This is a genomic window from uncultured Candidatus Pelagibacter sp. (genome assembly GCF_943788075.1).
Lineage (GTDB): Bacteria > Pseudomonadota > Alphaproteobacteria > Pelagibacterales > Pelagibacteraceae > Pelagibacter.
This window is the reverse complement of the sequence record NZ_CALSOW010000003.1, coordinates 101,042-124,918: the sequence shown is the minus strand read 5'-3', so window position 1 is coordinate 124,918 and position 23,877 is coordinate 101,042. Positions and strand designations below refer to the sequence as shown.

At 30.7% G+C, this 23,877-nt stretch carries 22 protein-coding genes; 21 read left to right on the top strand and 1 reads right to left on the bottom strand.

What is annotated here, in order from left to right:
• The first annotated feature begins 22 nt into the window (after positions 1-22).
• From hflK to Q0X98_RS04045, 20 genes are all read left to right on the top strand, one after another.
• Complete coding sequence (hflK, locus tag Q0X98_RS04140; protein ID WP_297681755.1) at positions 23-1,126, top strand: FtsH protease activity modulator HflK; 1,104 nt, start codon at positions 23-25, stop codon at positions 1,124-1,126.
• On the top strand, positions 1,127-1,996 hold the full coding sequence (locus tag Q0X98_RS04135; protein ID WP_297681754.1) for a protease modulator HflC: 870 nt from the start codon (positions 1,127-1,129) through the stop codon (positions 1,994-1,996).
• Positions 1,997-2,005: 9 nt separating this feature from the next.
• Positions 2,006-2,191, top strand: coding sequence for a DUF2065 domain-containing protein (locus Q0X98_RS04130; RefSeq protein ID WP_297681753.1), 186 nt, complete (start codon positions 2,006-2,008; stop codon positions 2,189-2,191).
• 1 nt (position 2,192) lies between these two features.
• Entirely contained in the window at positions 2,193-3,602 is a 1,410-nt protein-coding gene (locus Q0X98_RS04125) for a Do family serine endopeptidase (RefSeq protein ID WP_297681752.1), read from the top strand.
• Between the two features lie 2 nt (positions 3,603-3,604).
• A complete protein-coding gene (gene miaA, locus Q0X98_RS04120; RefSeq protein WP_297681751.1) occupies positions 3,605-4,516 on the top strand; it encodes a tRNA (adenosine(37)-N6)-dimethylallyltransferase MiaA in 912 nt (303 codons plus the stop codon).
• Positions 4,517-4,564: 48 nt separating this feature from the next.
• A complete protein-coding gene (locus tag Q0X98_RS04115; RefSeq protein ID WP_297681750.1) occupies positions 4,565-6,331 on the top strand; it encodes an acetolactate synthase 3 large subunit in 1,767 nt (588 codons plus the stop codon).
• Positions 6,332-6,880, top strand: coding sequence for an acetolactate synthase small subunit (ilvN, locus tag Q0X98_RS04110; RefSeq protein ID WP_297681749.1), 549 nt, complete (start codon positions 6,332-6,334; stop codon positions 6,878-6,880).
• 18 nt (positions 6,881-6,898) lie between these two features.
• Complete coding sequence (gene ilvC / locus Q0X98_RS04105) at positions 6,899-7,921, top strand: ketol-acid reductoisomerase (RefSeq protein WP_297681748.1); 1,023 nt, start codon at positions 6,899-6,901, stop codon at positions 7,919-7,921.
• Between the two features lie 81 nt (positions 7,922-8,002).
• Entirely contained in the window at positions 8,003-9,565 is a 1,563-nt protein-coding gene (locus tag Q0X98_RS04100) for an ABC transporter substrate-binding protein (protein ID WP_297681747.1), read from the top strand.
• Positions 9,566-9,631: 66 nt separating this feature from the next.
• Positions 9,632-10,615 (top strand): ABC transporter permease, encoded by a 984-nt coding sequence (locus Q0X98_RS04095; protein WP_297681746.1) that lies wholly within the window; start codon positions 9,632-9,634, stop codon positions 10,613-10,615.
• Positions 10,608-11,537, top strand: coding sequence for an ABC transporter permease (locus tag Q0X98_RS04090; RefSeq protein WP_297681745.1), 930 nt, complete (start codon positions 10,608-10,610; stop codon positions 11,535-11,537). Before Q0X98_RS04095 ends, Q0X98_RS04090 begins: the two co-directional genes overlap by 8 nt.
• Positions 11,534-13,216: an ABC transporter ATP-binding protein gene (locus tag Q0X98_RS04085; RefSeq protein WP_297681744.1), complete on the top strand. Its 1,683-nt coding sequence runs from the start codon at positions 11,534-11,536 to the stop codon at positions 13,214-13,216. Before Q0X98_RS04090 ends, Q0X98_RS04085 begins: the two co-directional genes overlap by 4 nt.
• Before the next feature lie 101 nt (positions 13,217-13,317).
• Positions 13,318-14,889: a 2-isopropylmalate synthase gene (locus Q0X98_RS04080; protein WP_297681743.1), complete on the top strand. Its 1,572-nt coding sequence runs from the start codon at positions 13,318-13,320 to the stop codon at positions 14,887-14,889.
• Positions 14,890-15,924 (top strand): rod shape-determining protein, encoded by a 1,035-nt coding sequence (locus Q0X98_RS04075; protein WP_297681742.1) that lies wholly within the window; start codon positions 14,890-14,892, stop codon positions 15,922-15,924.
• A 5-nt stretch (positions 15,925-15,929) separates the two neighbouring features.
• On the top strand, positions 15,930-16,787 hold the full coding sequence (mreC, locus tag Q0X98_RS04070) for a rod shape-determining protein MreC (RefSeq protein WP_297681741.1): 858 nt from the start codon (positions 15,930-15,932) through the stop codon (positions 16,785-16,787).
• Positions 16,787-17,305, top strand: a complete 519-nt coding sequence (gene mreD / locus Q0X98_RS04065) for a rod shape-determining protein MreD (protein WP_297681740.1) — start codon at positions 16,787-16,789, stop codon at positions 17,303-17,305. Before mreC ends, mreD begins: the two co-directional genes overlap by 1 nt.
• Complete coding sequence (mrdA, locus tag Q0X98_RS04060; RefSeq protein ID WP_297681739.1) at positions 17,298-19,202, top strand: penicillin-binding protein 2; 1,905 nt, start codon at positions 17,298-17,300, stop codon at positions 19,200-19,202. Before mreD ends, mrdA begins: the two co-directional genes overlap by 8 nt.
• Entirely contained in the window at positions 19,203-20,327 is a 1,125-nt protein-coding gene (gene rodA, locus Q0X98_RS04055; RefSeq protein ID WP_297681738.1) for a rod shape-determining protein RodA, read from the top strand.
• A 70-nt stretch (positions 20,328-20,397) separates the two neighbouring features.
• On the top strand, positions 20,398-20,802 hold the full coding sequence (locus Q0X98_RS04050; protein ID WP_297681737.1) for an FAD-dependent oxidoreductase: 405 nt from the start codon (positions 20,398-20,400) through the stop codon (positions 20,800-20,802).
• 14 nt (positions 20,803-20,816) lie between these two features.
• Positions 20,817-21,638: an FAD-dependent oxidoreductase gene (locus Q0X98_RS04045; protein WP_320415271.1), complete on the top strand. Its 822-nt coding sequence runs from the start codon at positions 20,817-20,819 to the stop codon at positions 21,636-21,638.
• Here Q0X98_RS04045 and Q0X98_RS04040 read toward each other — a convergent pair.
• Positions 21,635-22,930, bottom strand: coding sequence for a GAF domain-containing SpoIIE family protein phosphatase (locus Q0X98_RS04040; protein ID WP_297681736.1), 1,296 nt, complete (start codon positions 22,928-22,930; stop codon positions 21,635-21,637). The two genes, Q0X98_RS04045 and Q0X98_RS04040, sit on opposite strands and share 4 nt — an antisense overlap.
• 173 nt (positions 22,931-23,103) lie before the next feature.
• On the opposite strand from Q0X98_RS04040, the gene Q0X98_RS04035 reads away from it, so the two are divergent.
• Entirely contained in the window at positions 23,104-23,865 is a 762-nt protein-coding gene (locus Q0X98_RS04035; RefSeq protein ID WP_297681735.1) for an A24 family peptidase, read from the top strand.
• Positions 23,866-23,877: the final 12 nt, after the last annotated feature.

The window sequence follows — 23,877 nt, the reverse complement described above, 5'->3', positions numbered from 1 at the left end:
AAGACACTATATACTTTGTCATATGTCAGATGATTTTAAAGGTAGAGGCGGAAGTCCATGGGGAACACCTCCTGGAGGAAGTGGAAATGGTTCAGGTAGAGGCCCAACACCACCAGACATAGATGCAATTATTAAAGATATTCAAAACAAAATTAATAAATTTTTACCTGGTGGAAGTAAATCAGGTGGAAAACCAATTGGCTTAATTTTAATTATTTTAGTTTTTGTATGGTTAGCAAGCGGACTATATAGAGTGCTTCCAGATGAACAGGGTGTTGTTTTAAGATTTGGTAAATTTATAAAAACAACTCAACCAGGTCTTAACTATCATATTCCTTTCCCAGTAGAGACAGTTGAAACACCTAAAGTTACTAAAGTTAATAGAATGGATATTGGTTTTAGATCTGAGAGAGATAGTGGATTTTCTCAAGGCGGTGGAGTAGCAGATGTACCTCAAGAAAGTTTAATGTTAACAGGTGATGAAAATATTGTGAACATAGACTTTTCAGTATTTTGGGTAATTAAAGATGCTGGCAAATTCTTATTTGAAATTCAAGACCCAGAAGGAACAGTTAAAGCTGCAGCAGAAACAGCAATGAGAGAGGTAATTGCTAAAAGTGATATTCAACCAATTTTAACTGAGGGAAGAGCTAAAATTGAAATTGAAACTCAAGAAATTATTCAATCCATATTAGATGAGTACAATAGTGGAATCCAAGTTACACAAGTTCAAACTCAAAAAGCTGATCCACCAGACCAAGTAATTGATGCTTTCAGAGATGTACAAGCCGCAAGAGCAGATATGGAAAGATCAAAAAATGAAGCTGAAGCTTATGCAAATGATGTTATCCCAAGAGCAAGAGGGGAAGCAGCAAAAATCATGCAAGCAGCAGAAGCATATAAACAAAAAGTTGTTGCAGCATCAGAAGGTGAAGCAAGTAGATTTGTATCTATATTTAATGAATACGATAAAGCAAAAGAAGTAACACAAGAGAGAATGTATTTAGAGACTATGGAAAAAGTTTTAGCTGATATTGATAAAGTAATTATTGAAAAAAATGCAGGATCAGGTGTTGTTCCTTATTTACCACTACCTGAACTTGGAAAAAAGAAGGTAACTAATTAGATGAAAGCACAAAAAATATTATTACCAATAATAGCTGTATTAGGTGCTTTAGTTTTCTTTTCAGTATTTATTGTTAAAGAGGTTAATCAAGCAATTGTTCTTCAATTTGGTGATCCCAAAAAGATTATAGTTGAACCAGGTTTAAATTTTAAACTACCTTTTATTCAGAACGTTGTTTTTTTAGATAGCAGAATTTTAAATCTTGATACACCACCAGCTGAAGTTATTGCCTCTGACCAAAAAAGATTAATAGTTGATGCTTTTGCAAGATTTAAAATTATCGATCCTTTAAAATTTTATATTTCAGTTGGAAATGAAAGAGTTGCAAGATCAAGACTGGCAACAATTATTAACTCAAGAATTAGAAATGTTTTAGGTCAACAAGAATTACAAACTTTATTATCAAAAGACAGATCTAAGCAAATGGCTTTAATTCAAGAAGGTGTGAATGCAGAAGCTCAGAAATTTGGAATTAAAATTGTAGACGTTAGAATTAAAAGAGCAGACCTTCCTCAAGCAAACAGTGATGCAATTTATAGAAGAATGCAAACTGAGAGAGAAAGAGAAGCTAAGGAATTTAGAGCACGAGGTGCTGAAATGGCGGTCACTATTACATCAACTGCAGACAAAGAGGTTTCAATAATTTTAGCAGATGCTAACAAAAACTCTGAGATCATGAAGGGTGAGGGCGATGGTGAAAGAAATAGAATATTTGCAGAAGCCTTTGGAAGAGATCCTGAGTTTTTTGCATTCTATAGAGCTATGCAAGCATATGAAACAGCTCTTATTGGTGGAGAAACATCTTTAATTTTATCTCCAGATAGTGAATTTTTTAAATTTTTTGGAAATATAAAACCTAAATCTCAATAATAGTTAAATATGAAAGAATTGATCATTGCATTTGGTCTTTTTCTTTTTATTGAGGGAATTTTGTATGCCATATTTCCATCAAAAATGAAAAGTATGTTAAAGAAGTTAGAACTTGTAAATGATAGTCAATTAAGATCAGGCGGGCTAATTTTTGCAGTTATAGGATTTATAATTATTTATTATATTAAAAATTAGTATGAAAAAAATTAAGCTCGCAATTTTAACATTTGTTTTAGCTTTTAGCTTTTCAGTTCAATCAAATTCAAAAACTGTTCCAGCATCTTTTGCTGATCTTGCAGAAAGATTAATGCCATCAGTAGTTAATATTTCAACTACACAAACGGTAACGACCACATCAAACCCATTTCCATTTACATTTCCACCAGGATCACCTTTTGAGGATATGTTTAGAGAGTTTGGAACCCCTCAAGAGAGAAAATCGTCAGCTTTAGGTTCTGGATTTATAATTGATGAAAAAGGGATAGTGGTTACTAATAACCATGTTATTCAAAATGCAGAAGATATTATTGTAAGAGTAAATGGTGATGAAGAATATAAAGCAAAAGTAATTGGTGCTGATCCTTTATCAGATATTGCAGTGTTACAATTAGAAACAAAAGACAAATTTACTCCTGTTGGATTTGGAGACTCAGATAAAGCTCGAATTGGAGACTGGGTGATTGCTATTGGAAATCCTTTTGGCTTAGGTGGAACGGTTACATCAGGGATTATTTCAGCAAGAAATAGATCAATTGGATTATCTAGATATGAAGATTACATACAAACTGATGCATCGATAAATTCTGGAAACTCAGGTGGCCCGCTATTTGACATGAACGGCGATGTTATTGGAATTAATACAGCTATTCTTGGAAGAAACGGATCAATTGGAATTGGTTTTTCAATTCCAGCAAACAGTGCAAAAGTAGTTATTGATCAGTTAATAGAATTTGGTGAAACAAAAAGAGGTTGGTTAGGAGTTAGAATTCAGGATGTTACACAAGAAATTGCTGATGTTGAAAAACTAGATGAACCTAGAGGAGCTTTAGTTGCAAGTGTTGCAGAGAATAGTCCTTCTGACAAAGGAGGAATTAAAGCAGGTGATATTATTTTAGAGTTTAATGGAGTTAGAATAAATCAAATGAAAGAGCTACCAGCAATTGTTGCAAAAACAAAAGTTGGAACAACAGTTAAAGTAAAAATTTGGAGAAATAAAAAAGAATTAGTAAAAAATATTTTATTAGGAAGACTAGAGACTTCAGATGATTTTAAAGTAAGTGATAAAAAATCAAAACCTCCAAAAGATATAATAATAGAAGATTTAAAAATTACAGTTAGAAAATTAACAAAAGAAGAAATAAAGATTAGAAAATTACCTAATCAAACCTCAGGATTGATTGTTACACAAATAGGAAATACAAGCCCATTACTAAAATCAGTCGAAGCTAACAGCATTATCGTTGAAGCGCAAAAAATAAAGATTAAGACCGCAAAAGATTTAGAAAAAATTGTTAAAGATGTATTAAAATCAAATCAAAAAACAATTTTACTTGCAATATATAATAATCAAAATCAAAGAAGATACATTGGTGTTAAGCTAGATTAATCATGGATTTAAAATCCAAGATTATCTTAATTTCTGGACCAACTGCTTCTGGAAAATCAAATTTCTCTATTAAGTTAGCCAAGAAAGTAAATGGTGAGATCATTAATGCAGATAGCATGCAGGTTTATAAAGAACTAAAAATTTTATCTGCAAGACCCAGTCCTAAAGATTATCAAAAAATTAAACATCACCTATATGGTTTTCATAGTGTCAAAAAAAATTTTTCAACTGGTGATTGGCTGAAAATTGCAATTAAAAAAGTTAAGGAGATAAAAAAAAGAAAAAAAATACCAATTTTTGTTGGAGGAACTGGATTATATTTTAAAGCTTTAACAGATGGACTAGTGAGTATTCCTAATATTCCAATTAGATATAGAAATAATATAAGAGATTTACAAAAAAAATTAGGACAAAAAAAATTTTATCAAAAATTGATTAAGCTTGACCCAAACTCAAAAGAAAAAATCAACCCAACAGATACCCAAAGATCAATTAGAGCTTATGAAGTAATACAATTTACAAAAAAACCTCTTCATGATTGGTTTCAAAATACAAAATCATATTTTAATAAAGATGATTTTTTTAAAATTTATATTGATTATCCTCGTGAAGAACTCATCCAAAGAATTGGTAAAAGAGTAGAAAAAATGATTAAGCATGGTGCCGTTAAAGAAGTTAGAAAATTTATTAAATTAAAAGTAAGAAAGGATAAGAGCGTCAATAAAGCCATCGGTATCAATGAAATAAAAGAATATCTAAAGGAAAAAAAAGATTTGACGGATGTTATTGAAAAAATATCAATAAAAACTAGACAATACGCTAAAAAACAAAGCACTTGGGCACGAGGTAACATGATGAGTTGGCTAAAATTGTACCCTCAAGACTTAAATAAATATTTAAAAAAAATTAAATAATTCATTCTAAAACTTGACCAATCAGTACAACTTCAGCTAGATTGCACAATGCCAAAATTATACACAGGAGCAGAGATCGTATTTAAAAGCCTTGAAGAGCAAAAGGTAAGTCATATTTTTGGTTACCCTGGTGGAGCAGTTCTACCTATTTATGATGAACTTAAAAACCATTCTTCAATTAAACATATTTTAGTAAGACACGAACAAGGAGCAGGTCACGCGGCAGAAGGTTATGCAAGATCTTCTGGTAAGCCAGGAGTTGTTTTAGTTACCTCAGGACCTGGTGCAACAAATGTTGTTACTGCATTAACAGATGCATACATGGACTCGGTACCGTTAGTTTGTATTTCAGGACAAGTACCAACTCACTTAATTGGAACAGATGCTTTTCAGGAATGTGATACAACTGGAATTACTAGACCGTGTACAAAACATAATTGGTTAGTAAAAGATATAAAAGATCTTCAAAGAATAATGCATGAAGCATTTGAAGTTGCAACTACTGGAAGACCTGGACCAGTTTTAGTTGATATTCCAAAAGATATTCAATTTGCAAAAACAAAATATATTTCTCTTAAAAAGGAGAAGAAAATAGAAACTAAAAGTAAAAATAGATTTAATCAAAAAGATATTGATCAATTGATTGAGCTAATGAACAAAGCTTCAAAACCAATTTTTTATACTGGTGGTGGTGTTGTAAATTCTGGACCAAAAGCAAGTGAACTTTTAAGAGAACTAGTAGCCTTAACTGGTTTTCCCATTACATCAACTCTTCAAGGACTGGGATCATATCCTGGTGATGATAATCAATTTTTAGGCATGCTTGGAATGCATGGAACTTATGAAGCTAACAACGCAATGCATGATTGTGATTTACTAATTAATATTGGTGCAAGATTTGATGATCGTATCACAGGTAAAATTGACGAGTTCTCCCCTAAATCAAAAAAAGTACATATTGATATTGATCCTTCATCAATTAATAAAATTATCAAAGTAGATTTAGCAATAGTTGGAGATGTAACTGATGTTATTAAATCAACAACTAAAACTTTAAAAAAGAAAAATTTAAATTTAGAAAAATCAAATAAGCAAAAAATATCAAAATGGTGGCAACAAATTCAAAAATGGAGAACCAAACAATCTTTAAACTTTGTTAATAGTGATAAAATAATTAAACCACAACATGCAGTTCAAAGACTTTATGAATTAACAAAAAATCAAGATACTTTTATTACAACAGAGGTTGGTCAACACCAAATGTGGGCCGCACAACACTATAAATTTAACAAACCAAACAGATGGATGACTTCAGGAGGTCTTGGTACTATGGGTTATGGTCTGCCAGCAGCAATTGGTGTTCAGGTTGCAAATCCTACAAAATTGGTAGTTGATGTAGCTGGTGAAGCGTCGATTTTGATGACAATGCAGGAAATTTCAACTGCAATTCAATACAATCTACCAATAAAGATTTTCATTTTAAACAATCAATATATGGGAATGGTTAGACAGTGGCAGGAATTACTGCATGAAAAAAATTATTCAGAAAGTTACTCTGAAGCTTTACCTGATTTTGTAAAATTAGCTGAGGCATACGGATGTGTTGGTATTAGAGCTGAACATCCTGATGAATTAGATGAAAAAATTGAGGAAATGATCAATGTTGATAAGCCTGTTATCTTTGATTGTCATGTGGATCAAGCAGAGAACTGTTTTCCAATGATCCCATCGGGAAAACCACATAATCAAATGTTGTTAGGCCCAAAAGACCAAGAAGAAAATAAAATTACAGGTAAGGGAAAAGCGTTAGTTTAAATGTCAAAATCTAAATCAGCATACAGCACCCCAACTAAAGTTAGTAAATTAGAAACTCACATAATTGTGGTTTGGGTTGATAATGAAGCGAGTGTCTTATCGAGAGTAGTAGGCCTGTTTTCTGGAAGAGGATATAATATCGAGTCCCTTGCTGTTGCAGAAGTGGATCAAAAAAATAACCTTTCAAGAATTACTATCGTCACAACAGGAACTCCTGAAGTAATTAAACAAATTGTTCTTCAACTAAAAAAATTAGTGCCTGTTCATAAAGTTGGTAATTTTAAAAGAGAAGATAAAAATGTAATTTTCAAAGAAATGGCATTATTTAAGGTAGTTGGAAATTCAGCTAAAATAAATAAAGCTTTAAATGCTTGTAAAAAATTCAATCCAGTTATATTAGATCAAACAAAGAAATCTGCTGTAATTCAAATTACAGCCCTTAGAAGAGAAATTGATAAAATGGCAAAAAATTTAAAATCGCACGGTCTTATAAGTGTCTCAAGAACTGGAGCGGTAGCAATGACTAGAGGCGCTGAAATATTTAACTAATTAATTGAGGAGAAAAAAATGAAAATGTTTTATGAAAAAGATGCAGATGTTGAACTTATTAAAGGAAAAAAAATTGCAATTTTTGGTTATGGAAGCCAAGGACATGCTCATGCTTTAAACTTAAAAGATAGTGGAGTTAAAGAAATAGTTGTTGCTTTAAGAGAGGGATCTTCAAGTGTAGCAAAAGCTGAGTCTAAAGGTTTAAAAGTTATGAATTTATCTGATGCAGCTGCTTGGGCAGATGTAGTAATGATTTTAACTCCAGATGAATTACAAGCTGAAATTTATAAAAATCATATTGAGCAAAGAGTAAGAGAAGGAACAAGTATTGCATTTGCTCACGGACTAAATGTTCATTATGACTTAATTAAAGCAAGAAAAGATTTAGATGTATTTATGGTTGCTCCAAAGGGACCTGGCCACTTAGTTAGAAGTGAATATGAAAAAGGGGGCGGAGTTCCATGTTTGTTTGCAGTTCATCAAGATGGCTCAGGTAAAGCAAGAGATCTAGCATTGTCTTATGCATCAGCAGTAGGCGGTGGAAGATCTGGAATAATTGAGACTACATTTAAAGATGAAGTTGAAACAGACTTATTTGGAGAACAAACTGTTTTATGTGGTGGCTTAGTTGAGTTAATTAAAAATGGATACGAAACTTTAACTGAAGCTGGATATGAACCAGAAATGGCATATTTTGAAACTGTTCATGAAGTTAAATTGATTGTTGATTTAATTTATGAGGGTGGAATTGCAAATATGAACTATTCTATTTCTAATACTGCAGAGTATGGTGAATATGTTTCAGGTCCCAGAATTGTAAATAAAGAAGAAACTAAAAAAAGAATGAAAGAAGTTTTGACTGATATTCAATCTGGAAAATTCACTAAAGAGTGGATGGATGAATGTAAAAATGGTCAAAAAAACTTTCTTGCAACTAGAGCAAAACTAGCCGAGCATTCAGTAGAAAAAGTGGGTGCAGAACTTAGAGCTATGATGCCCTGGATTGGTAAGAAAAAATTAGTAGATAGCGATAAAAGTTAAATTTTTAGTATAAAATTTTATCTATAATAATTTTATTATTTCACCTATACTTTTTTAAATAAATTTAAAAAAGAGGAAATAATGAAAATCAAAAATTTTATAAGAGTTCTACTATCTGTAGTTCTAGTATTTGGATTTTCTTCAGCGTGGGCTAAAACTATTAAATGGTCAATGCAAGGAGACAGTCTTACACTAGATCCGCACGCACAAAATGAGGGTCCAACAACTCAAGTTTCAAGACAAATATACGAAGCTTTAGTTGAAAGAGCTGTGGATATGAAAATTCAACCAGCTTTGGCAACAAAATGGCAAGCCACTGATCCTAACACTTGGATTTTTACATTAAGAGAAGATGTTAAATTTTCTGATGGTTCTAAAATGACATCTGATGATGTTGTGTTCAGTATTTTAAGAGCTAAACAAAGAACCTCTGATTTTAAAGAATATATCAGCACAATTTCGGGAGTTGAGGCTGTAGGTGATTACTCCGTTAAGATTACAACAAGTAAACCAAACCCAATTCTTTTAAATCAATTATCTAATATTTTTATAATGTCAAAACCATGGTCTGAAAAGAATTTTGCTATGTCTCCTCAAAACTGGGACGCTGGACAAGAAACTTTTTCAGCAACTAATGCTTTAGGAACAGGACCTTTTAAAATTACTTTAAGAGAGCCTAATACTAAAACAGTGTTTAAAAGAAACAAGCATTGGTGGGGTGAGATGACAGATAAAAAAGTAACTCAAATTGAATTGCTTCCAATTAAAAATGCAGCAACTAGAGTTGCAGCATTATTATCTGGAGAAATTGATTTAGTTACTGATGCACCAGTTCAAGATTTGGCTCGTATCGGATCTTCATCTGCACACAAAGTTGAAAGTACTGCGCAAATGCGTACGATTTTCTTAGGAATGGATCAAGCAGCTGATCAGTTAAGAACTGGTAATACAGGTGATAACCCATTTAAGAAAAAAGAGGTAAGACAAGCTCTTTATCAAGCAATTGATATTGAAGCGATCAAGAAAAAAGTTATGAGAGGTTTAAGCGAACCTGCTGGAATTATCACTTTCCCAGGTGTAAATGGGTATACTACAGATCTTGATAAAAGATTACCTTATGACGTAAATGCTGCTAAAAAACTATTAGCGGATGCAGGTTATCCAAATGGTTTTGATGTTGAACTAAGATGTCCAAATGACAGATATGTTAATGACGAAGCAATTTGTACAGCCGTTGTTGGAATGTTTGGTAAAATTGGTGTCAACGTAAACTTGTTTGCACAAACTAAAAGTAAACACTTTAAAGAACTTAAAGATAACCAAGGTGATTTCTATATGCTTGGCTGGGGTGTTCCTACTCTAGATAGTCACTATGTGTTTCATTATTTGTATGAAAGTGGTGCTAGCTGGAATAAAGTTAACTTTAGTAACTCAGAGGTAGATGCTGCTATAAGAGTTATGGAAGGTGAAGTTGATTTAGATAAAAGGAATGCTGCAATAGCTAATGCTTGGAAAATTGTAAAAGATGATATTTCTTATCTTCCATTACATCACCAAGTAATTTCTTGGGCAGCAAAAAATAATGTTAACGTGCCTATTAGACCAAATAACGAACCGTTATTTAAGGCTGCTAGCTTTAACTAAATAATATTTTTACTAGCCCTTTAAAATTATAAAGGGCTAGTATCAAAATAATAATACCTTCTTAAATTGATAAAATATTTCTTTAAACGACTGTTTCAGTCTGCTTTGGTGATGCTTGTTGTTGCCTTTGTGTCGTTTTCATTATTCAATTTTGTAGGAGATCCAATCAACAATATGGTTGGAGAAGAGACTTCAGATGAAGAAAGGTACGAACTTAGAGAAACATTGGGATTAATGGATCCTATTCATGTTCAATTTTCTAGATTTGTGGTTAATGCATCCAAAGGTGAATTTGGTATTTCTTATCAATTAAGAAGACCTGTTTCTGAGTTAATAGCAGAAAGATTGCCCGCAACAATCGAACTTGTTGTAATATCAGCTTTAATTGCTCTAATAAGCGGAACTCTTCTTGGAGTTTATACAGGAATAAATAGAAAAAGTTTTGTAAGTGATGTTATTTTGGCAGTCTCTCTTCTTGGGGTTTCGCTTCCAACTTTTGTTATTGGTATATTATTTATATATTTATTTGCAGTTATCTTGGGAATATTACCTTCTTTTGGAAGAGGCGAAGTAGTTGACCTCGGATTTTGGACTACTGGATTTCTATCAATTTCAGGATGGAAAGCAATTATTCTTCCTTCAGTTACACTAAGCCTTTTTCAAATGACTTATATAATTAGACTTGTTCGAGCAGAAATGATGGAAATTTTACAGACAGATTATATTAAATTTGCAAGAGCAAGAGGGATCAGTGAAGAGAGTATAAAATATAAACACGCATTAAAAAATGGATTAATCCCAGTAATTACAATTGCTGGAATAAATATTGGAACATTAATCGCTTTTTCAATAATTACCGAAACAGTTTTTCAGTGGCCGGGTATGGGATTTTTATTTATTCAAGCAGTTCAGTTTGTTGATATTCCAATTATGTCTGCCTATTTAGTATTTATAGCGTTTGTTTTTGTAATGATAAATTTTATAGTTGATATTTTGTATTATTTTATAGACCCAAGAATTCGAGTGAAGGGGGATAGTGTCAGTGGATAACAATATTAACACTACCTGGTCAAGAATTAAAGATAGTGATATTTTTTTTAGTTTTAAAAAATCTCCGACAGCTATAATTTCATCGTTTATTTTATTTATAATTTTCTTCTGCTCTTTTTTTGTTGAGCTAATTACTCCTTACAATCCATTTGACCCTTCTTCGTTATCTTTAATGGAAGCATTTACGCCTCCATCTTGGACAGAGGAGGGATTATCAAAATTTATCTTAGGAACAGATGGACAAGGAAGGGATATGCTATCTACAATTTTGTATGGATCAAGAATTTCATTAATAGTGGGTTTTTCTGCAATTATATTTAGTTTGATATTAGGAGTTGGACTTGGATTGACTGCTGGATATTTTGGGGGGAAATATGAAATGATTATAATGAGATTAACCGATGTTCAATTAACTGTTCCAAGTATTTTAATGGCTTTATTAGTTGATGGTATTGCAAGAGGATTAATTTCTAGAGAGATGCATGATGAAATGGCAATTTATGTTTTGATATTTGCAATTGGCATTTCGGAATGGCCACAATTTGCGAGAGTATCTAGAGCGGCAACTTTAGTTGAAAAAAATAAAGATTATGTTTCAGCATCTACAATAATTGGAGTTTCAAACTTAGTTATTATGTTCAAGCATATCTTGCCAAACATTTTAAGACCAGTATTGGTAATAGGAACTATTGGTCTTGCACTTGCAATTATTGCTGAGTCTACACTAAGTTTTTTAGGTGTTGGCGTTCCACCAACAACACCATCACTTGGAACTTTAATTAGACTAGGAAATGATTTTTTATTTTCAGGTGAATGGTGGATTACTTTTTTTCCAGCAATATTTTTAGTAATACTTGCTTTTTCTATTAATTTATTAGGGGATTGGATGCGTGATACGTTAAATCCAAGATTAAATAAATGAGTTTCTTAAAAATTAAAGATCTAAGCGTGAACTATCAAATGAGAAAAGAAACCGTTTATGCAGCAAAAAATGTAAATATTGAAGTTAATAAAGGAGAAATATTAGGTTTAGTAGGTGAATCTGGATCAGGAAAAAGCACAGTAGGAAACGCAATTATTAATTTAATTGATGAACCAGGTAAAGTTTCAAGTGGTTCTATTTTATTAGGTGAGCTTAATATTCATGAAGATCCTAAAAACATTGTTAAATATAGAGGAAAAAAAATTGGACTTATATTCCAAGATCCACAAACCTCACTTAATCCAATACTTACAATTGGCGAGCAATTAATAGAAACTATTCAAACACATCTAGCATTAACTAAAGAAGAGGCAAAAGAAAGATCGATAAGTTTGCTTAAAGAAGTTGGAATAAAAGATGCTGCAAAAAGATTTGATGATTACCCTCATCAGTTCTCAGGTGGAATGAGACAAAGAGTAGTTATATCACTTGCATTATGTTGTGAGCCTGAATTACTAATAGCAGATGAACCAACTACTGCACTAGATGTATCTATTCAGTCTCAAATTTTAGATTTAATTAAAAAATTAACTAAAGAAAGAAATTTAGCAGTAATTTTAATTACTCATGATATGGGTGTTATAGCCGAAACAGCTAACAGAGTAGCAGTAATGAAAAATGGTGATGTAGTTGAAATCGGTATCACTAAAGAAATATTAACAAACCCAAAGGAAACTTACACCAAAAGTTTAGTAAGTTCTGTACCTCCAACAAATAAAAAGATATCTAGATTTGTGATTATCGAAAAAGAAAATAATATTGATAATAAAAATAATCTAAAAATATTAAATAGATGGACTAAAAAGAAAATTATAAAACAAGATTTAGTACAAGTTAAAAATTTAAGTAAAAGTTTTGATGATAATTTTTTTACTGAAAGTTCAAAAAATTCTGTAATGGCCGTTAATGATGTTTCTTTTAATATTAGAGAAGGAGAATCATTTGGATTGGTAGGAGAAAGTGGTAGTGGAAAATCAACAATAGCAAAAATGATTGTAAATTTATTCAAACCATCTGCAGGTGAATTTTTTTTTGATAATGTTTGTGTAACAAAAATTAAACAAAATTCTGAAATGATGAAATTTAGAAAACAAATACAGATGATATTTCAAGACCCTTATTCATCATTAAATGGAAGACTAAAAGTAAGAGATATAGTCTCTGAGCCTATAAAGCTTCACAACCCCTTAATAAGTAAAAATGATTTAGATAGTTATGTTTTTGATTTATTAGAATCAGTTGAGCTTGCTCAAAATTCAGCTGATCGTTATCCACATGAATTTTCTGGTGGTCAAAGACAAAGAATATCAATTGCAAGATCATTAGCAACACAGCCTAGACTTTTAGTTTGTGATGAACCAACTTCTGCTTTAGATGTAAGTATTCAAGCTCAAATATTAAATTTATTAAAAGACCTGCAAGAGCAACTCAATTTGACTATATTATTTATAAGTCACGATTTACCGGTAGTTAGACAAATGTGTGATAGAATTGGAGTATTAAGAGATGGTAAATTATGTGAAGTTTCAGATACTGAGGATTTATTTTTAAAACCTCAACATGATTACACAAAAGAGCTTTTACGCTTAATGCCAAAAATTGAGTCAATTTATAATTAAGATTAAATGACCTGAAACGGTCGTACAATAAGAGAAATTTAATAAATTATTTTGCAATCTCTCTTATAGATTGTATTATGATTTTTCTAGATTATTGAGTTATGAGCAGCAAAGATAGAGTTTTTATATTTGATACTACTATGCGAGATGGTGAGCAATCACCAGGTGCGTCTATGAGTTTGGAGGAAAAAATTCAAATAGCAAGAGTATTTGATGAATTAGGTGTTGATATTATTGAAGCTGGTTTTCCAATTGCATCACCTGGAGATTTTGAAGCAGTTTCAGAAGTAAGTAAAATTTTAAAAAATTCTATTCCAGCGGGTCTCTCTAGACACTCCGTAAAAGATATTGATAGAGCTTATGAAGCATTGAAGCATGCTCCAAGATTTAGAATTCATACATTTATTTCAACAAGTCCTTTACATATGAAACACAAGCTTAACATGTCACCCGAGGACGTATATGAGTCTATTGGAAAACATGTGGCGTATGCAAGAAAATTTACTGATGATGTAGAGTGGTCTTGTGAAGATGGGACAAGAACTGATATGGACTATATGTGTAAGACAGTAGAACTTGCTATTAAAAACGGAGCTACTACAATAAATATTCCAGATACTGTTGGGTATACAATACCTTCTGAATTTACATCAATAATAGAAACATTGTTAAACAAAGTTCCTAATATAGATAAAGCAATTTTATCTACTCATTGTCATAACGATTTAGGTTTAGCCGTTGCAAACTCTTTAGCTGGAGTTCAGGCAGGTGCAAGACAAATTGAATGTACAATAAATGGACTAGGGGAAAGAGCGGGTAATGCAGCATTAGAAGAAGTTGTTATGGCAATTAAAACACGACCAGACTTGTTACCTTATGATACAGGTATTAATACAACATTATTAAGTAAAGCATCAAAAATTGTATCGAATGCAACTGGTTTTCCGGTTCAATACAATAAAGCTATTGTTGGCAAAAATGCTTTTGCTCATGAAGCAGGAATTCATCAAGATGGGATGTTAAAGAATAGACAAACTTATGAAATCATGACACCAGAGAGTGTAGGAGTTAAACAAACTTCTTTAGTAATGGGTAAACATTCTGGAAGACATGCTTTCAAAGATAAAATGAATAGCTTAGGTTACCCTGATCTTACTGATGATGTAGTAAGTAACGCATTTGCAAAATTTAAAGTCTTAGCAGATAAGAAAAAACATGTTTATGATGAAGATATCATTGCATTGGTGGATGATAGTTTAATTATTGATAATAAAGTTAATGCTATTAGCTTAAAATCATTAAAGGTTTTTGCAGGAACAGGTGAACCACAAAGAGCAGAAATGACTTTAGATGTTTACGGAGATGTAAAACAAGCTTCAGAAACAGGTGATGGACCAGTTGATGCTATATTTAAATGTATTAAAGCTCTTTATCCACACGACGTTAATTTACAACTATATCAAGTTCATGCTGTAACAGAGGGAACAGATGCACAGGCAACAGTGAGTGTTAAAATTGAAGAAAAAGGTAAAACAACAGTGGGTCAAGCAGCTGATACAGATACATTAGTTGCATCAGCTAATGCTTATATTAATGCATTAAATAAAATGATTATTAAACGTGATAAAACAGCTCCAATGGAGCAAGAAAATCAAAAAGTGAGAGGTATATAAATGGGTTTATTTAGTAGAATTAAAAAAATTTGGAGTCAAGATATGGCAATCGATCTTGGAACAGCAAACACACTTGTTGTTTTAAAAGGACAAGGTGTAGTTTTAAATGAACCCTCTGTTGTTGCGATAGTTGATCAAAATGGAAAGAAAAATGTTTTAGCTGTTGGGGATGAGGCAAAAACCATGCTTGGAAGAACTCCTGGAAATATAAGTGCAATTAGGCCATTGAGAGATGGTGTGATTGCAGATTTCATAGTTACAGAAGAAATGATTAAACATTTTATTAGAAAAGTTCATAAAGGAAGTACATTTGCAAATCCTAGAATCTTGATTTGTGTTCCAACAGGGTCAACTCCGGTAGAAAGAAAAGCAATTCAAGATAGTGCATTGGCTGCTGGCGCAAGAAGAGTTCAGTTAATTGAAGAACCCATCGCTGCTGCTATTGGAGCAGGACTACCAATTTCTGAAGCAACAGGTTCTATGATTATTGATATCGGAGGTGGTACCAGTGAGATTGCTGTAATGTCATTAGGAGGATTAGTTTACTCTAAATCTTTAAGAGTAGCGGGGGATGCAATGGATGAAGCAATAGTTAATTATATGCGTAAAGAATATAATTTATTAATTGGAGATAGTACTGCTGAAAAAATTAAAAAAGAAATGGGAACAGCTTTACCAACTGGAAAAAATACTTATCCTGTTAAGGGTAGAGATCTTAGATCTGGTACTCCAAAAGAAGTAAACATTACTGAGGAAGATACCGCAGAAGCATTAAATGATATCATGAAAGAAATGATTAATGCTATTAAACAAGCTTTGGAAAACACTCCGCCAGAATTATCAGCCGACTTAGTTGATATGGGATTAACTTTAACTGGTGGTGGAGCATTATTAAAAAATATTGATAAAAGGTTTTCAAAAGAAACAGGACTACCTGTGCATGTTGCAGAAGATCCATTATCTTGTGTTGCTATCGGAACTGGAAAAGCATTAGATCAAGATGAAACATTCTCTGCTATGTTATCTGAATACTAAGATCAATGGCTGTAATCAGAGATGATTTTGTAATTGCAATTAGATCAGCTTTTTTAAAGAAAAGTTATCAACAAAAATTTTCATTATTAACTCTATTATTTTTATCAGTCGTTATAATAATATTAGGAAGTATTAATTTTAAACCTGTTCAATATGTCAAAATAGGTATTAACGAAATTGTTTATCGTTCATCATTTATTATTTCAATTCCAGAGAATTATTTTAAAAATTTAAGCATTAAACTAGATGAACATTTAAGTCTTTATGATCAATTTAAAAAAAATGAGACTGAATTAAAAAATTTAAAAGAAAAAAAATTAAATAATAATTTTTTAATATTAGAGAATAAAAAATTAAGAGAACTGATTAATGAAACACTTCAGTCAGAGGATTTGTATGCAAAGGTTTTAGTTGATAAAAACAGTCCTTATCTAAAATCAATTATCTTAAACAAAGGCTCAAAAGATAATGTAAAAATTGGTATGGCAATAGTAGATAATAGTTACTTAGTGGGCAAAGTAATTGAAGTAAATTATACCAATTCTAGAGCATTATTACTGTCTGATTTAAATAGTAAAATTCCAGTTCTCTTAGAACCACTAGATATTCACGCTGTGGTGTCTGGCACTGGAAGTAATTATGGAGTGATTGAGTATACAAAAGATGATTATGATCAAAAAATAAAAGGTAAAGAAATTATTGTTTATACTTCTGGTTATGGAGGTTTATTTAAACCTGGTTTACCTGTGGGTAAATTGATTAATGATAATAAAACTAACAAAAATATTGTAAGTTTTTATTCTGATTTTAGACAACTAGATTATGTAAAAATTGTTTCTTATGACATTGGGAGTGGAAATTAATGTCATCACTCAATAAAAATGATCTTATAAAATCACTATTGTTTTATCTCCCTATATTTTTTTTATTTGCATCTGTATTAAATGAAATTGATTTAAATTATCTAGAAATTGAATTTTTTTCTTTTAACTTTGTTCATATTTTAATTTTTTATTGGACATTAAAAAACCCAAGATATTTAAGTTATGGTTCAATATTTTTAGCAGGTATAGTCAATGATGTGGTTGTTGGCTTACCAATGGGTGTAAGTAGTTTTTGTTATCTATTAATCTGTGCTGTTACTGCGTATTTAAGAAATATAACAATTACACCAAATTTTATTAATGATTGGATATCATTATTATTTACAATTTTATTAATTAATTCAATTCAAGTTATAGGTTTAGATTTTATATTCTCAATCGAAGTTAATTATATGCAATATTTAGTAAATTCAGGGTTCACTTTTATTTTTTATCCAATATTTTTATTTCTGTTTAATATCATTGAAAAAAAGATCAAAATTCAAAAAAATGATTAAAGGAAATTTCACAATAAGAAAATCAGACATCATAAACAGACGAATGTTCATCATTGGTACTGCAAAATTAATTATTTTTGGTGGATTAATTGCTCGTTTATTTTCACTTCAAATAAATGAAAATAAAAGATACTTAACATTATCAGACAAAAATAGAATAAGGGAGTGGAAACTGCCTCCTACAAGAGGCAACATTACAGATTATTTTGGAAATATAATTGCAGGAAATTTAAAAGTATATCAATTACATATTATTCCTGAGCAAGTAGAAAACTTTAATTATCTACTCTCAAGATTAAAAGTTATTTTAAATCTAAGTATAAAAAGAATTGAAAAGATTAAAAAAGAAAGAAAACAATTAAAACCTTGGGAAAGTTTAATTGTTTCAGAAAATTTAACTTGGGATCAATTTTCTAAAATTAATAATTATTTATATGAATTAGCAGGGGTCAAACCTGTCATGACTATTTCTAGAGATTACCCGTTTAGTGATATTTATACTCATGTACTAGGATATGTCAGTCAACCTAATGAAGACGATATTTTGTCAAATGAAATTATTCAAGAAAAATTTGTTCCAGGAATAAAAGTTGGCAAGTTAGGACTAGAGAAGACCTTAGAAAATGACTTAATTGGAGTAAATGATATTCAAAGATACGAAGTAAACGCTTATGGCAAAAGAATTAACCAACTTGAATATCAAAAAGGTAAACAAGGTTCAAAAATAAGGATAACACTTGATACAGAAGTTCAAAAATTATCTGCTAAACTATTAGAAGGAAAAGCTGGATCAATAAGTGTAATGGATATTTATACAGGTGAGGTGATTGCTATGTACTCTTCTCCATCCTATAACCCAAATTCATTTTTATTTGGTATAAGTAAAGATGAGTGGCAATTAATTAGAAACAATCCATTAAAGCCGTTAATTAATAAAACCCTTTCTGGACTTTATTCTCCAGGATCAACCATTAAACCAATTGTTGCTTTGTCAGCTTTAGAAAATGGAATTATTGACTCTAAATTTAAAGTTCAATGTAAAGGCAAAATGGAACTTCATGGCCAAACATTTCACTGTTGGAAAGAAAAAGGACATGGATACGTTAGTTTAAATAATGCAATGAAACAATCTTGTGATACTTATTTTTATGAAGTCGCAAGAATACTTGGTGTAGATCGATTAAAAGTTACTGCTGATAAATTTGGTTTAGGAAAAAAAGTTCTTGGTGAATATTTTGAAAATGAAAAAGCAGGACAGTTTCCAGATACTAAATGGAAAATAAATAAACTTGGCAAAGGCTGGGTGTTAGGTGAAACCTTAATTACAGGAATTGGACAAGGATATACTCAAACAACGCCTATCCAACTTTGTTTAATGACAGCACAAATTGCAAATGGTGGTTATAAAATTCAACCTAAAATTTTAACAGATGATAATCAATTAACATCTGAACAAGTTAAAAAGGCCATGCAAGATAGTAAATCAAATGATTTTTACGAGCCATTATATGATGATCAAAAAAATATTAGAATAGTTCAAGAAGCAATGTTTAGTTCAACTAATGAATTAATGGGAACTTCTTATAGGTCCAGAATAGATGATCCAAAATATCAGTTTGCTGGCAAAACTGGAACTGCTCAAGTAAAACGAATTAGTAAAAGAGAAAGAGAACTTGATCTTAAAACTTTTCAAATACCTTATGAGGAAAGAGATCATGCTTTATATGTTGCATATGGACCATATAGAAAACCAAGATATGCATTAAGTATCATTGTCGAACATGGTGGCTCAGGTAGTGCGGCAGCAGCACCAATGGCAACTGAATTGTTTAAGTTAATAGTTGATCGACACCAATATAGAAAAAAACTAGCAGATTTTAAAGAATTTAGTATTTAGATGTATCATTATAGACGATTAAATTCAGACCAAAGTTTTTTTCAAAAAATTAAAAATTTGGATTATATTTTATTAATTTGCATCCTTGCATTATCAACATTAAGTTTTTTTATAATGTATTCTACTGATGGAGGTGAATTTCTTTATCACTCTAAAAGTCATTTAATTAAATTAGTCACTTTTTTTATTTTGATGATAGTGATTTCTTTTTTTAATATAAAATTCTGGCATTTGTGTTCTTATTTTTTATATGGAGCAATTATTCTATTACTGGTTTGGGTTTCCATTTATGGATTAAAAGTGTCTGGGTCACAACGATGGATTGATTTGTATTTTTTAGTTTTACAGCCATCCGAATTGATGAAAATAGGAATTATTTTATGTCTTGCTAAATACTATCATCGAGTAAGTATTGAAAAAGTAAATTCATTTTTAAGTATTTCCATTGCATTATCTATGATTTTGATCCCAATATTTTTTGTACTATCTCAGCCTGATCTTGGAACATCCATTTTAATAGTCACAAGTGGATTAATCGTATTGTGGCTGGGAGGTGTAAAAATCAAGTATTTTTTTATCTCATTTATAACTTTTTTAATTTCATTGCCTTTTATAATTACTTCTTTAGAGCCTTATCAAAAGTTAAGAATTTTAACCTTTTTAAACCCCGATCGAGATCCTCTAGGAGCTGGTTATCAAATTATTCAATCTAAAATTGCAATAGGATCGGGTGGATTTTCAGGCAAAGGTTTTTTACAAGGAACACAAAGCTATCTAGATTTTTTACCAGAAAAACATACTGATTTTATTTTTACTTTATTTTCAGAAGAGTTTGGATTTGTTGGTTCAGTTGGACTTTTATTATTGTATACAATTATTATTTTAAGAATTATTCAAATAGGGTCTATCTCTAGAAGTAATTTTGCAAGACTATTTTGTTTTGGTTTTGCATTTGCAATTTTTATCTACATTACTGTTAATTTATCTATGGTATTAGGATTACTACCAATAGTTGGCTCACCACTTCCAATAATGTCTTATGGAGGATCCTCAATGCTTGCGACAATGATTGGTTTTGGGATTGTAATGAGCGCTAAAGTTCACAATCAACAAACTATAGCTTAAAATAATTCTAATATAAATTGTGTATAATATGTCACTTCTAAATGTCGTAATTTAATCTATATAAATGAACATGAATAAAAATATCAAAGTTGGAATTGTTGGTGCTGGAATACAAGGGGTGTCGAATGCTTTATTTTTACAAAAAAAAGGATTTCATGTAACAATATTTGATAGAGATAATCCTGGTGCACAAGCTGCTTCTTATGGAAATGCTGGACACTTTTCACCTTATGCCTCAGTTCCTTTAAACCGTCCTGATGTTTTAGCAGATGTGCCTTCAATGTTATTGAGCTCTTCAGGACCTTTAGCATTAAAATGGAACTACGTTCCAAAAATGATTCCCTGGTTTTTAAAATTTATCATGAATTCAACAACAAAAAAAATGATGCATACTGCCAAAAATATGCATCAAATTTTAGATTTAGCATTACCAGCTTATGACGAATTATTTGATGAAATAGATTTAGAGGTTTAGTCGAAAATAAAGGAATTCTTTATATTTGGAATGATCAAGATTTAAAAAGTAGAGAGCTAGAAATTAAAATTAGAGATGAACTGGGTGTTGAACAGCAGTTAGTTAATAAAGCAGAAATTCATGATCTTGAACCACATATTAAACCTTTTTACCATGCTGGTGTTTATTATCCTTATGCAAGACACGCAAGAAATCCAAAAAAAATTCTTTTAAAACTTTTTGATTTATTTTTAAAAAAAGGTGGAAAATTTAACAAAGTAAATATCAAAGATATTAATTTTGATGAAGAAAGACCAGTTTTTAAAACTGAAAATCAAAGTTTTATTTTTGATAAAGCGGTAATTGCCTGTGGTGCTTTTTCAAAAAAATTAACTGATAATCTTGATGAGAGAATACCTCTTGATACTGAAAGAGGTTATCATGTTCATTTTAAAGGATGTGATCACATGTTAAGCAGACCTGTAATTTTTTCTAACAGAGGCTTTGGAATAACACCCATGGAACAGGGCTTAAGAGTAGTTGGAACTGTTGAATTTGGTGGTTTAGATAATCCATTGTCAAAATCTAGAGTTAAAAACTTAATAAATAATGCAAAATATATGTTGGGAGATTTGCCAGAACATGAAGATGAGTGGTTAGGATTTAGACCGTCATTACCTGACTTTTTGCCGGTTATGGGTCCTTCTAAGAACCACAAAAATATTTTTTATTGTTTTGGTCACCACCACTTAGGTTGGACCTTAGGACCTATTTCAGGAAAAATAATTTCTGGAATGATTGCTAATGAAAATACTAATCTTAATTTAAAACCTTATAGCTCACTAAGATTTTCTTAATTTTTAGAGTCTAAAACTACAATAGTTAAATCATCTTTTTGTATATATTTGTAGCTCATAATATTATCGATGATTAATTTTAATCTCTCATTATTAGGTTTATCTTTATATTTAGTGATATAATTTTGGAATCCCTCTGAACCAAGCTCTTCTCCTTCTGGATTCTTAATTTCAGTAATTCCATCTGTAAAAATATACATCGAAGAATTTTCAAATTTTATTTTATATTCCTCATATTTTGTTTTTTTTACAATCCCTAAAGGAGGCCCAGACTCATTAAAATTTGAAAACTCATTTTTATCATTTAAAATAATTGGAGGTTCGTGACCTGCATTAGCAAGTAATAATTCTTTAGTATTGCTATCATATATCCCAATTAACATTGTAACAAACATTCCTCTTGATATTGTTTCACATATTTCGTTGTTAAGTTGTATTAGAAGTTCTGCTGGAGAGAAATTAGTTTTGCTTAGACAACTGTATAGACTTGAAGCTTTAGACATTAATAAAGAAGATTTTATCCCTTTACCTGATACATCTGCTACACCAAATCCATATTTGCCATCTCCCAAGTCGTTAAAATTATAAAAATCTCCCGAGATTACTTTTGCAGGAATATTTATCCCAGCTAACGGAAAAGGCTCTTTCTTATTAGAGGATAAAAGAGATTTTTGAATTTCACCTACAATCTCTACTTCTTTTTGCATTTTATTTTGCTCAATCATTTCTTGAGCCATTTTTGCATTTCTAATTGCAAGTGCAGCAGGTGTTGATAGCAGCTCTAAAAGCTTTCTATCATCTTCTTTGAATAATTTATCATTAGTTTTTTTATTTAAACAATGAATAACTCCAATACAATTATTGGCCGCAACTAGAGGAGAGCATAAAACTGAAAAAGTTGTAAAATTTGTTTTATTATCAAGATCAAAATAAAACTCAGCGATTTCTCGCACATCTTTTCTAACATCTCCAACTCTAATACATTTCTTTTGCTCTACAGCTTTTCCCATTACTCCATCTTTTAAATCAAGTTGATATTCATCTAAATGTTCTTGATTTTGTGATGCGATACATTCAAACTTTTTAGTTTTATTATTGATTAAAAAAATATTTGCAGCCTGAGCATTCAATCTGTCAATAATTAGCTTTAAAGCTGTGTTTAAAGTTTCATCTAAATCAAGAGACACTGCAAACTCTTGGTTCATTTTATTAATTATTTGTAAATCAATATTATCTTGAGACGCTTCACTGTCATTTGATGGTTCTGGTTTTTTTGTTTTAAAAAAAAGCATTTTATTAGCTAGTATTTTAACCTCTTTTTGATAAATTTATCAAACATGGAAATTATATTATATTCACCAAACTTATATATTCATTTGCATGACGCAGTTGTGATTGTTCAATTTTTAATAGATGGTTTTGTTGAATTATCAAGTCAATTTAAAATATAATTAAAAAAATTTCAGTGGATCTCATATTTATTATTGTAATTGGAGCTCTTTGGGGCAGTTTTGCTAATGTCTGCATTTATAGATTGCCTCTTGAAAAAGGAGTGGTATCTGGCAGATCTTATTGTCCTAAATGTAAAAAACAAATTAATTGGTACGATAATATCCCAGTTTTATCTTATTTATTCATTCAAGGAAAATGTAGAAAATGTAAGAAAAAAATTTCATTTCAATATCCACTTGTAGAGACCATAAGTGCTTTTATTTTTTTGATAATTTATACTTTGTATGGAATATCTTTAACCACACCGTTATTAATTATTTTAGGCTTATCATTTCTTATAATTTTTTTTATAGATTTAAAACATTATATAATTCCTGATAATTTAACTTTTCCAATGATGTTTCTAGGATTTGTTAAATCATTTGATCCAAATTTAAACGACTTATTTCCTAATTATATTCATTCTCTGATTGGAGGAATTTTTGGATATGGAATTATTTGGTCAATTATATTTTTATACAAAGTAATAAGGAATAGAGAAGGAATGGGTTTAGGGGATGCGAAATTATTAGCAGTTATTGGTTTTTGGTTTGGCTGGATTTCAATACCATTTGTAATATTTATTTCTTCTGTAGTTGCACTTATAACAGTTACACCAAGTTTGATGAATAAAAGTAAAAAACTTACCTCAGAAATTCCCTTTGGTCCTTTTATTATTATAGGATGTATTGTGTATATTATTTTTATTGAACAGTTTAAGATTATGTTTTTTTAACTAGCTATAATA

Excerpts from the sequence above, each read along its gene's own strand:
- hflK (WP_297681755.1), top strand. The coding sequence starts at position 23 with ATGTCAGATGATTTTAAAGGTAGAGGCGGAAGTCCATGGGGAACACCT.
- Q0X98_RS04135 (WP_297681754.1), top strand. The coding sequence starts at position 1,127 with ATGAAAGCACAAAAAATATTATTACCAATAATAGCTGTATTAGGTGCT.
- Q0X98_RS04130 (WP_297681753.1), top strand. The coding sequence starts at position 2,006 with ATGAAAGAATTGATCATTGCATTTGGTCTTTTTCTTTTTATTGAGGGA.
- Q0X98_RS04125 (WP_297681752.1), top strand. The coding sequence starts at position 2,193 with ATGAAAAAAATTAAGCTCGCAATTTTAACATTTGTTTTAGCTTTTAGC.
- miaA (WP_297681751.1), top strand. The coding sequence starts at position 3,605 with ATGGATTTAAAATCCAAGATTATCTTAATTTCTGGACCAACTGCTTCT.
- Q0X98_RS04115 (WP_297681750.1), top strand. The coding sequence starts at position 4,565 with ATGCCAAAATTATACACAGGAGCAGAGATCGTATTTAAAAGCCTTGAA.
- ilvN (WP_297681749.1), top strand. The coding sequence starts at position 6,332 with ATGTCAAAATCTAAATCAGCATACAGCACCCCAACTAAAGTTAGTAAA.
- ilvC (WP_297681748.1), top strand. The coding sequence starts at position 6,899 with ATGAAAATGTTTTATGAAAAAGATGCAGATGTTGAACTTATTAAAGGA.
- Q0X98_RS04100 (WP_297681747.1), top strand. The coding sequence starts at position 8,003 with ATGAAAATCAAAAATTTTATAAGAGTTCTACTATCTGTAGTTCTAGTA.
- Q0X98_RS04085 (WP_297681744.1), top strand. The coding sequence starts at position 11,534 with ATGAGTTTCTTAAAAATTAAAGATCTAAGCGTGAACTATCAAATGAGA.
- Q0X98_RS04080 (WP_297681743.1), top strand. The coding sequence starts at position 13,318 with ATGAGCAGCAAAGATAGAGTTTTTATATTTGATACTACTATGCGAGAT.
- Q0X98_RS04075 (WP_297681742.1), top strand. The coding sequence starts at position 14,890 with ATGGGTTTATTTAGTAGAATTAAAAAAATTTGGAGTCAAGATATGGCA.
- mreC (WP_297681741.1), top strand. The coding sequence starts at position 15,930 with ATGGCTGTAATCAGAGATGATTTTGTAATTGCAATTAGATCAGCTTTT.
- mreD (WP_297681740.1), top strand. The coding sequence starts at position 16,787 with ATGTCATCACTCAATAAAAATGATCTTATAAAATCACTATTGTTTTAT.
- mrdA (WP_297681739.1), top strand. The coding sequence starts at position 17,298 with ATGATTAAAGGAAATTTCACAATAAGAAAATCAGACATCATAAACAGA.
- rodA (WP_297681738.1), top strand. The coding sequence starts at position 19,203 with ATGTATCATTATAGACGATTAAATTCAGACCAAAGTTTTTTTCAAAAA.
- Q0X98_RS04050 (WP_297681737.1), top strand. The coding sequence starts at position 20,398 with ATGAATAAAAATATCAAAGTTGGAATTGTTGGTGCTGGAATACAAGGG.
- Q0X98_RS04040 (WP_297681736.1), bottom strand. The coding sequence starts at position 22,930 with ATGCTTTTTTTTAAAACAAAAAAACCAGAACCATCAAATGACAGTGAA.